The sequence below is a fragment of the Marinimicrobium sp. UBA4509 genome, from assembly GCF_002388575.1.
Lineage (GTDB): Bacteria > Pseudomonadota > Gammaproteobacteria > Pseudomonadales > Cellvibrionaceae > Marinimicrobium > Marinimicrobium koreense.
The window spans coordinates 1-8930 of the sequence record NZ_DGMV01000067.1; the positions used below are offsets into that span (position 1 = coordinate 1).

Genomic DNA, 8930 nt, shown 5'->3' on the forward strand with positions numbered 1-8930 from the left:
TTCATGACCGCCCGCTGGGCGCATTTGCCCTACGACTTCCTGGAGAAGGTTTCCAGCCGGATCATTAATGAGATTCCGGGGATCAGCCGGGTGACGTATGACATCTCGTCCAAGCCGCCGGCTACGATTGAGTGGGAATGATCTGATTTAGGCTGGTAGTAAGGGCTTACTTAAAGGCCGCCGGCGCGGGAGTGTCGGCGGCTTTTTTGTTTTTGGGGCAGTGTCGGTCAAGATATCAGCGGAAGACTTGTTGGTTGGGTTTGTAAGTTGCTGACTTTTCTGGTCTTCTTTTGTGTTATGGGGATTTAAAGAAAAGTGATATGACGCCGGCGCGTTCATCGGATATTCGAGCTGGCGTCCTAATACCTGTTAGAATCCAAAGAGACCATGGAGTAATCATCAAGTGCCGATATTTGATATTTCAGGGGACAAGCTATCTGCTGTAGAGCAGAAGAACTTCGCTCTGGAAAAAGATTTGCAGAGGCTGATTGAGGAGAATTTCGAAACCGTTTTCAATTGCCGGTTCGTTGCCAGCGAGTTCTCAACGGGCGCCCAACATGCGGGCCGAATTGACAGTCTCGCATTATCGGAAGAAGATAATCCTGTCATCATTGAGTACAAAAAAGTTGAGTCATCGGAACTGATTAACCAAAGTCTTTTCTATCTGCACTGGATTCAGGACCATAAAGGGGATTTTGAGATCGCGGTGCAAAAGCGGCTTGGAAGCGGCGTTAAAGTTGATTGGTCGGACGTTAGGGTGATTTGCATAGCACCGAACTATAAGAAATACGACTTGCACGCAGTGCAAGTTATGGGCGCAAATATTGAACTATGGAAATACCGGTTGTTCTCTAACAACTCGATATATCTTGAAGAGGTTTTTCATGCGTCTAAGTCAGCGGCCACATCGACAACTACCATTACAACCGAAAACGGATATAAAAATCCGATTATGGTTGAGGCTGGCAAGAAAGCTGCACTAACCCGTGCCACTGCGATCTACACTTTCGATGAAAGGCTTGAAGGAAAAAGTGAAGAAATTCGCGAGTTAACGGCGACTATTCGCGAGTTCATCTTGGGCCTGGATGAGTCTATCGAAGAGGTCCCAAAAAAGTTTTATGTTGCCTACAAAGTATCCCAGAATATCGCCTGTATGGAAGTCAAAGGGAAGAACATAAAATTGTTCCTCAAGCTGAAGCCTTCGGATATCCCTGCCGGAACTCTCAACTACCGGGATGTAACCTCAATAGGGCACTATGGTACTGGTGACGTTGAGTTTACCGTATCGTCAGAATCGGAGTTTGAGCAAGTCAAGGAATTTCTGGCCATGGCATACAACAAGGTCGGTGGTTAATGGCTTCTAACAAAGCAATTAAATTCGCTCCCTGCGGTCGCCGGACGCTCGTTCCTCGCGCCGTTTATTGCGGGCGTTAAACGTCTATGACCTCAGCCCAGAAAGTTATGGTTAAAAACTGGGTCATCGGCTGCGTGTGGCTGGTGGCTTTCGCTGTGGTATTTCAGCTACCGCACGATTATCGCCTGAAGACCGGTTTGGTACTTGGGCTTTTGTTTTCGTTGTGGCCGTTGTTAAACCCTGAGATCAGGAATTGGAGAGGCTACGGAGCTGAGCAACAGTCGCTTGGGGATTTCATCGGTCAGCATGGCCTGCTGAAGCTGTGGATGGTTGGATATTGCGCGTTGGTTCTACCAGTTTTGATATATCGCATTGCCACGTCAGGTGGCAACAGCATCGGCAGTTACCTGCTTTGTTTTCTATTATTGGTCGGCCCACCTTTTCTGGTTTCCGAGTATGAGAGGTACCAGGCGGCAGGCTAAAAACGTTTAACAAGGCGCACCAATTCGCGGCCTACGGCCGCCGGACGCTCTTTATATTGCGGCTGCGCGTCCATTACAAGAGCACCATTGTGCGCTGGCGTTACGCTTATGATTGATATTCCGGTACCGACATCAGAAATTGTGAATCTTCGGCTCAAAGAATGGAACGAGTTAGAGAAGTACGTCCTTCAGGAGCGATGTCTTAATCTCCTTTTTCAAGACTTAGTTCCTGGGAACGAAAGAATTGAAGATATACTGATCAAAGTTAGTGCATTGAATGATTTCTATAGTACCAACATTTACGATACGCACTCTGTTGCTAGGCATATCGCATCGATGGGTATTGCGGCACCGCTAGAAAATGGTGAGCTAGAACTAGTAAACCTCATCTCACCGGTCGAGGTGGGCGGTAAAATTCGGAGGTTCTATTCTTTTGCTTCAAAATATTGTAGCCACCATCATCCTGAAAAATATCCGATATACGATAGATACGTCGAAAAAATGCTAATTTACTTTCGCAATAAGTGCAAATTTGCAAAATTTACGAGCGCTGATCTGAAAGACTATACGAGGTTTGTTCCCATAGTTCAGAAATTTTCCGAAGCATTTGATCTGACATCCTTTACATTGAAGGAAGTGGACGCATATTTGTGGCTGACGGGGAAAAAGCACTTCAATGCATATGGAGCGTAACAAAGCGCTGTTGGCGGACTGGTTTTCCGCTGCGCTCCAAACCAGCCGCAAAGCGCGGCGGTTAAGGTTTCAGTTATTTAGCCAGGAGACGACATGGGAACATATTTTACGAGCTCAGAGTTTAGTAGCTGTGAGGTAGGTGGCTTCGTCGCCACTGCTCTGCTTCATGATCTTCGGGTCAACAACTTTACCTTTACTAATTTCCCCGAGGTTGTTGTCGCCTGGGATGATGACAACTTCCACATCACCCTGAAAGTTCAAGAGGCTAGCAGCTCAACTTTCAGTTTTGATTATGAAACTGTCATTGCTGAAGTTAAGCGCTTCCGAGACAAAAAGGAGGTAAGCGCTCAGGTTTTTGATATCATCCAAAAGCATGTTGCCGAATTAGAAGGTGCGGTATAAAAAAGTAACAATGCAGGCGCAGCGGCGGCTTTTCTGTTGCGGCCGCGCCTCCACTACAAAACCGCGCGTGCTGCGGGCGTTATGTTTCGGTGTAATAAAGTGGTAGATCGCGAATGGTAAGAAAAAATAAGCAGACTAAGAAGGCGGGGTCTACCAAAGAGTTTCATCTCGATAAGGCTACGCTGAGTTTGTGCGTCGCCTTTCTAGCATTGCTGGTTTCAGTTTTGGCTTACTTTGGACCTCAGCAAGAGGCAATGCAGAGATTGGGTCCACAACTGGACGCAGCCAGATACTTCAAAGTTGCTATTTTCGCTACCTGTGATGGCGATAACGTTGATGACGAAGTGTGCGAAACTGCTTTAGAACTTGCCGTCGCGGGAGCGGAAGAAGCGATGGAAGCTCTTGAGGCTGAACGAAGTAACTTGAGTGGATCTGACTATAATCATGCATATCGGGCAATTTATGGAACTTACGTGGAAGCTAAGAAAAGGCAACTTAGTAGAGAAAATCCAGGCATCTCTCTGCCCGAATATGACTTCGACCAAAATGACATGCAGCGAATTAGAGAGCTGAGTGAGAATCCGAAGTAAAAATAACCATTGCAGACACGGTGAACCCTTTACATTGCGCTCCATTTCAAGGGTTCGCAGTCTGCAGGCGTTAGGTCAATAAGCAGATAGAATATATGCCGATAAGTGATTCTAGTCCAGAGAGAAGAAATCTAATTCTGATTTCCCTCGCCTTCATTTTTTACTATGCGGCTGGGGGAGGGTTTCATGGTGACGAAATCAGATTTTTCGTCGTCAACCTCCAGTTCTCAAAGCCGGAGGTCCTAGGCATATTCGCCTGGGTTCTTATTTTCTGGTTCGCGTTGCGTTTCTATCAGAAAACTCATGTGGTTTATCGAAATGAGCTGTGGGCTGAGATTGGGCGCGGCGGTGTTTCTAAGTTATTATCTGTGAAGGCCTGCCGACTGGCAAAAGAGCAGTTGCGAGGAGCTAATCGTGCCGATCATTTTGAGAAAAATGTGACCGCACAAGATATACGTCCCAATGGCTACTTGGGAGTTTCCATCGTCTGCAATTTCTCGGACGACAGCGGTCCAATTGTGCACCAAGAAGTTGTTGAGCTAGATGGCATACAAGGTTTGGCCTATCGTCTGCGAGAAATCGTGTCTCACGCCATTACGGGGAATGCGGTCGCTGAGCATCTAATCCCATACGTTCTATTTGTTGCCGCAGTGCTTGGCCCAGTTTGGAGCCAAAATACGTAGAATCGGCGGCCTTAACAAGGCGCTCCAGTCGACACGCTTGGCGCGCCGCTGAGCTTGGTCTTTAAAAGGAGATATCTGAAAGTTTGGGGGCGATTTCGCTTTGCTCTTAGGATGTTTCTTCATCGGATGTGAGAGAAAGCCGTGTCAGGAAAACACAGCGTCTTGCTCCGAGGCCCGCGTACTCATGGGTTACCCAACCAAACCTCTTGCCACGCTGAAAATTCCGAGGGCTTTATCCGATAGCGGGCAAAGTTGCCCGCGTGCAAGCTCAGCACTTCATTTTCGGCCACTTCCCTGAACCGCCCCCGGTCTTCCTGCGGAATATGCTGTTCCGCCCATTGAACAACGCGGTTGAACGCGGCTTTCTTGCCCAATCTCTCAAGCACGATATCCTGGACGACGCCTTGCAATTCAGAACGATACCTTAACCGGAACGGGTCGGGTTCGCCGAGCGATTGTCTGACGGCAGTATAATGCGCCGCCGACCGCTCATAAGCCCAAATGAACACGTCCTTGAGCAGGCCGATCCGGTTCAGATCATACACGCCGAGCATCGCTTCGGTGTAGATATCGGCGGGCACCTCCGTGAAGGAGAGCGGGATGAGGTTGGCTTTTATGAAGGGTATATTCGCCGCTAGCCGGGAAACGCGCTTGTTCACGTCATCGAACGGTTGCAGATACGGCAACTGAACCATAATAAAAAAAGCCTGCTCGAAGGGATCGGCGATAGCGCTGGCCGTCGCCAGGATCTGATCAAAATAGTCTTCAATCAGGGGCGGCACTTCGAGGGGATGAAACACGGACTTCTCAATGCCGACCGCGATTCGGCGCAAGCGGCCGGTTGCCTCCGGGTCGGCCAACAGGTTGTTGGCCAGCAACGCATGAAGATTCAGGATCGTATAGCGGTTGAAGCCGATATCCTCCGCCGAGCCCACAAGAAATTCGATGGCGTCCTTGTGGTTCAGGATCATCTGCGACTCGACGTGTGCCTTGCCCGCCGTCTCTTCCCCGAAGGCGATCAATCGCTTCGTATCAAGCAGAGAGTAGGTGTTCCCCTCCAAGCGGCTGGAGTTCCACGAAAGATCGATCAGCAGGCGGTTCAAAATCTGCTTCGCATAGGTGCCCGCCGGCCGGGGCCTCGACGGCGGCGTGCCGATTTCCCGAAGATGCGTGCGCTCGGCGGGTGAAAGATACGCCGTATGGTTCGGCCGGTACTGGTTAAGGCTGTGTTGATAGCCCGTCGGCTTGCGTGACCGGAGCGGTTTGCGTAAGGCGTTCTGAATCTCAGCGGCCTGCCGGGAGACGGGTATAGCGCCCGCCGCTTCTTCGTGGGAGGGTTCCCGGACGCCGCTGCCTGTCCTGGGCTCGGTATTCGCAAGGAAGTATCGGACCCACCGTTTTTCCCCGGTCTTGATGAGCCGGCCCGCATCCACCAAGTATTTTAAACGGTACTGGAGTGTACGCCGGGGCAACGATTGCTCAAGAGCTTCCAGGACGGCTTGAAGGCCGACACCTTCAGGGTGGGCGGAGACCACCGCCTCAATGTCCTGTAGCGCCTTTTCAGGTATGGGTTTCGCCATGATCGGGTATGTTGCCATTGAGATTAATGCGCAATTAAAGCACCCTTATGCGCAGCTAATGTTGCGCATAGGTCCGTGCGCTGTTTTCTTGGAGCAAGACCGTCTGGCTCTCTCAGAAGCAGCTGGCGGAGTTGTTCGGGAAGAACCTGCGCATCATCGGCGAGCATGTCGGCAATGTGGACGAAGAGGATGAGTTGGGCCGTGAGGCAACTATCGAAAGTTCCGGATAGCTCGCCAGGAAGGCAAGCGGGGGGGGTCGGCGCGCGATTGATCACTACAACCTCGATGCTATCATTTCCATGGGCTACCGCGTCAGATCCCAGCTAGGCGTGCGCTTCCGCCAATGGGCCACCCGCGTCCTCAGCGAACATCTGACCCAGGGTTAAAGTCTCAAAGAGCACCGCCTGGCCCGGCAGGGCCTGACCTCCCTCACGTTGCTGATCGCCTACACCAGGCTGCAACTGCCCTGTAAGTTCCCGGAGATCGAATCCCGAGGATTAGCAGGGGCACATACGACGACTCGTTTAAGCCATCGGCGGCGATTGAGCGGGGATGATCTGGATTGAAAAGCTAGTAAGGGCTTACTTTGATCACCGATAGGAGAGGGTCGACGGACTTCTGCTTTTGGGAGAGAGTTGGTCAACATATCGGGAGGATGCCTGCTCGCTGAGTTTGTAAGTGGCTGACTTTTCTGGTTTTATTCTGCGTTAAGGGAAATTGAGTAAAAATGATATGACGCAGACGCGTTCATTGGATATTCGCGCCGTCGTCCTAATGTCTGTTAGGCTAACTCGAAAATTTGGGTGTTCATGGCATCGAATAAAAATCAACATTATGTTCCTCAATGTTATCTTCGACAGTTTGCTGCGGATAACTCAACGTCTGCTATTAATATTTTTAATATTGATAGAGAGAAATTTATTAATTGTGCGCCGCTGAAGAAGCAGTGCTCAAAAAGTTACTTTTATGGCGATGATCTTGAGCTAGAGAAAGCGCTCCAACCCATTGAGGGCCGTTATGCTGGTATTGTTAGAGAAATTACAAACCAGAATTATCACTTAACAGACGAGCATCGCGAGTTTTTAAAATTATTTTGGCGATTACAGTATATGAGAACTGAAGCCGCCTCACGTCGAAGTATTGAAGTGACAGATGGCATGGGTGAGGTCGCCGGTCTTGAACCGAAGGACTTTAAAATGGAGATGAAAGAAGCAGTTCAGCTTTCTATGAGAAACTTCATACAAGAAAAGTACGTAATTAATGATCTTAAAGTCTGCCTGATCAAGAATAAAACTAAAACCGACTTTGTCACTTCTGATGATCCTGCTGTTTTAACTAATAAATGGCATTTTCTAGACAGGAGAGCCCCAGGAAGTAATTTTGGATTAGGGTCTGCTGGAGTAATTATTTTTCTTCCTATAACTCCTCGAATTCTATGCGTTGGTTTTGATCCTAATGTTTATAGTATTCCTCACAGGAAAGGTTGGGTTGATGTGAGGAATGAACGAGAGGTAAATCTGTTCAATGAACACCAGTATCTAAATAGTCGAGCGAATATATTCTACCAAGACAAGACTTCAGAAGATCAGATCTTGGCTTCATTTTCTTTAGTCAAAAGTAGCCGGCCTAAAGAAAGGCATAAAATTAATTATGCAATTTTAGATAAAGAAGTTGATGGTTATAAAAAATATAAAGTGGTTAATTGGCGTGAAGCGCAAAAACATCAGGAAGCCATTATTCATACCGAAATGATTAATCCAGCTCCATCTGCATGGCCACGCACTATAGCGTGGAAGCGAAAAGGTTACGTGTATACTAATGGCTCTGGGGTTGGATACATACGAGAAAGCGGGGTAAATTCAGCAACAGACCATGATTTTGTAAAAAAAAGCGCAAGGTAGATTCGCTTAACAAACGCGTCAATAAGGACGCTCGCAAGCTCGCGCCTATTACGCGGGCGTTATGCAACAAAGTCACGCTATTCATCGATTCAGATACAGACATCCATAAACCCAGAGAACGAGCAGAGCACTGATGCCCGCCAATACCACTAACCTGATCAACTTCGTCTTTGAAATCGCCAACAAACTGCGCGGCCCCTACCGTCCGCCACAATACCGCAAGGTCATGCTGCCCATGACGGTGCTGCGCCGGCTGGACTGCGTGCTGGCACCCACCAAGGACCAAGTGCTCAAGGAGTACGAAAAACTCCAGGCCCGTGGCCTGGAAGGCGATGCCCTGCACAAGGTGCTGGCGCGCAAGGCCAGCAAGGAGCGCAATCACCCGCTCTACAACATCAGCCCCTACACCTTTGAAAAATTGCTGGCGGACCCGGAAAACATCGCCACCAACCTGATCAGCTATATTAACGGCTTCTCGGAATCCGCCCGCGTGATTTTCGAGGCCTTCGGCTTCGAGTCGGAGATTGAGAAACTGGATAAGGCGAATCGGCTTTATCTGGTCGTCAAGGAATTCGCCGACCCACGCATCAACCTACACCCCAAGCAGGTTAGTAACCACGACATGGGCTATGTGTTCGAGGAGCTGGTCCGCAAATTTAACGAACAGGCCAACGAGGAAGCGGGGGACCACTTTACTCCGCGCGAGGTAATCCGCCTGATGGCCCACCTGCTCTACACCGAGGACGAAGACGTCTACACCCCCGGCATCGCCCGCACCATCTATGACCCCACCGCCGGCACCGGCGGTATGCTCTCCGTGTCCGAGGAATACATCAAAGAGCAGAACCCTCAGGCCCACCTGGAGCTGTTCGGGCAGGAATACAACGAAGAATCCTGGGCCATCTGTCGCTCTGATCTGCTAATCAAGGACGAGCCCGTGGACAACATCGCCTTTGGCGACACCCTGGGCGACGGCGAAACCGGCGACGGCCACGAGGGCAAGAACTTCCACTACATGCTGGCCAACCCGCCCTTCGGTGTGGAGTGGAAGCCGCAGGAAGATCACGTTAGGAGTGAGCACAATACACTGGGCCTTAACGGCCGTTTTGGCCCCGGCCTGCCGCGCATTAAAGATGGCGCCACCCTCTTTTTGCTGCACATGCTCAGCAAAATGAAACCCGCCCCCGAGCAGGGTGGCGAGGGCTCGCGCATTGCTATTGTCTTTAATGGCTCGCCGCTGTTCAA

At 49.8% G+C, this 8930-nt stretch carries 11 protein-coding genes; 10 read left to right on the plus strand and 1 reads right to left on the minus strand.

What is annotated here, in order from left to right:
• The 7 genes from B3520_RS13280 to B3520_RS13310 all read left to right on the plus strand — a co-directional run.
• Positions 1–141 (plus strand): hypothetical protein (locus B3520_RS13280; RefSeq protein ID WP_286876262.1); only part of this gene is annotated, 141 nt, incomplete at its 5' end.
• A 262-nt stretch (positions 142–403) separates the two neighbouring features.
• Positions 404–1354, plus strand: coding sequence for a DUF5655 domain-containing protein (locus B3520_RS13285; RefSeq protein WP_286876225.1), 951 nt, complete (start codon positions 404–406; stop codon positions 1352–1354).
• 86 nt (positions 1355–1440) lie between these two features.
• A complete protein-coding gene (locus B3520_RS13290; protein WP_286876228.1) occupies positions 1441–1836 on the plus strand; it encodes a hypothetical protein in 396 nt (131 codons plus the stop codon).
• Positions 1837–1944: 108 nt separating this feature from the next.
• Positions 1945–2529: a hypothetical protein gene (locus tag B3520_RS13295; RefSeq protein WP_286876230.1), complete on the plus strand. Its 585-nt coding sequence runs from the start codon at positions 1945–1947 to the stop codon at positions 2527–2529.
• A gap of 93 nt (positions 2530–2622) precedes the next feature.
• Entirely contained in the window at positions 2623–2931 is a 309-nt protein-coding gene (locus B3520_RS13300; RefSeq protein ID WP_286876233.1) for a hypothetical protein, read from the plus strand.
• A 113-nt stretch (positions 2932–3044) separates the two neighbouring features.
• A complete protein-coding gene (locus B3520_RS13305) occupies positions 3045–3521 on the plus strand; it encodes a hypothetical protein (RefSeq protein WP_286876235.1) in 477 nt (158 codons plus the stop codon).
• 95 nt (positions 3522–3616) lie between these two features.
• On the plus strand, positions 3617–4204 hold the full coding sequence (locus tag B3520_RS13310) for a hypothetical protein (RefSeq protein WP_286876237.1): 588 nt from the start codon (positions 3617–3619) through the stop codon (positions 4202–4204).
• 182 nt (positions 4205–4386) lie between these two features.
• Here B3520_RS13310 and B3520_RS13315 read toward each other — a convergent pair whose 3' ends face one another.
• Positions 4387–5784 carry a Fic family protein gene (locus B3520_RS13315; protein WP_286876239.1) on the minus strand — a complete coding sequence of 466 codons (1398 nt, stop codon included), beginning with the start codon at positions 5782–5784 and terminating at the stop codon, positions 4387–4389.
• A gap of 266 nt (positions 5785–6050) precedes the next feature.
• Here B3520_RS13315 and rhuM point away from each other — a divergent pair, with 266 nt between their 5' ends.
• The 3 genes from rhuM to B3520_RS13325 form a co-directional block, all read left to right on the plus strand.
• Positions 6051–6170, plus strand: coding sequence for a RhuM family protein (gene rhuM, locus B3520_RS17540; RefSeq protein ID WP_414673885.1), 120 nt, complete (start codon positions 6051–6053; stop codon positions 6168–6170).
• A gap of 423 nt (positions 6171–6593) precedes the next feature.
• On the plus strand, positions 6594–7685 hold the full coding sequence (locus B3520_RS13320; RefSeq protein WP_286876241.1) for a DUF4238 domain-containing protein: 1092 nt from the start codon (positions 6594–6596) through the stop codon (positions 7683–7685).
• 133 nt (positions 7686–7818) lie between these two features.
• Positions 7819–8930 (plus strand): type I restriction-modification system subunit M (locus B3520_RS13325; RefSeq protein WP_286876243.1); only part of this gene is annotated, 1112 nt, incomplete at its 3' end.

Excerpts from the sequence above, each read along its gene's own strand:
- B3520_RS13320 (WP_286876241.1), top strand. The coding sequence starts at position 6,594 with ATGGCATCGAATAAAAATCAACATTATGTTCCTCAATGTTATCTTCGA.
- B3520_RS13290 (WP_286876228.1), top strand. The coding sequence starts at position 1,441 with ATGACCTCAGCCCAGAAAGTTATGGTTAAAAACTGGGTCATCGGCTGC.
- B3520_RS13305 (WP_286876235.1), top strand. The coding sequence starts at position 3,045 with ATGGTAAGAAAAAATAAGCAGACTAAGAAGGCGGGGTCTACCAAAGAG.
- B3520_RS13300 (WP_286876233.1), top strand. The coding sequence starts at position 2,623 with ATGGGAACATATTTTACGAGCTCAGAGTTTAGTAGCTGTGAGGTAGGT.
- B3520_RS13295 (WP_286876230.1), top strand. The coding sequence starts at position 1,945 with ATGATTGATATTCCGGTACCGACATCAGAAATTGTGAATCTTCGGCTC.
- B3520_RS13315 (WP_286876239.1), bottom strand. The coding sequence starts at position 5,784 with ATGGCGAAACCCATACCTGAAAAGGCGCTACAGGACATTGAGGCGGTG.
- B3520_RS13310 (WP_286876237.1), top strand. The coding sequence starts at position 3,617 with ATGCCGATAAGTGATTCTAGTCCAGAGAGAAGAAATCTAATTCTGATT.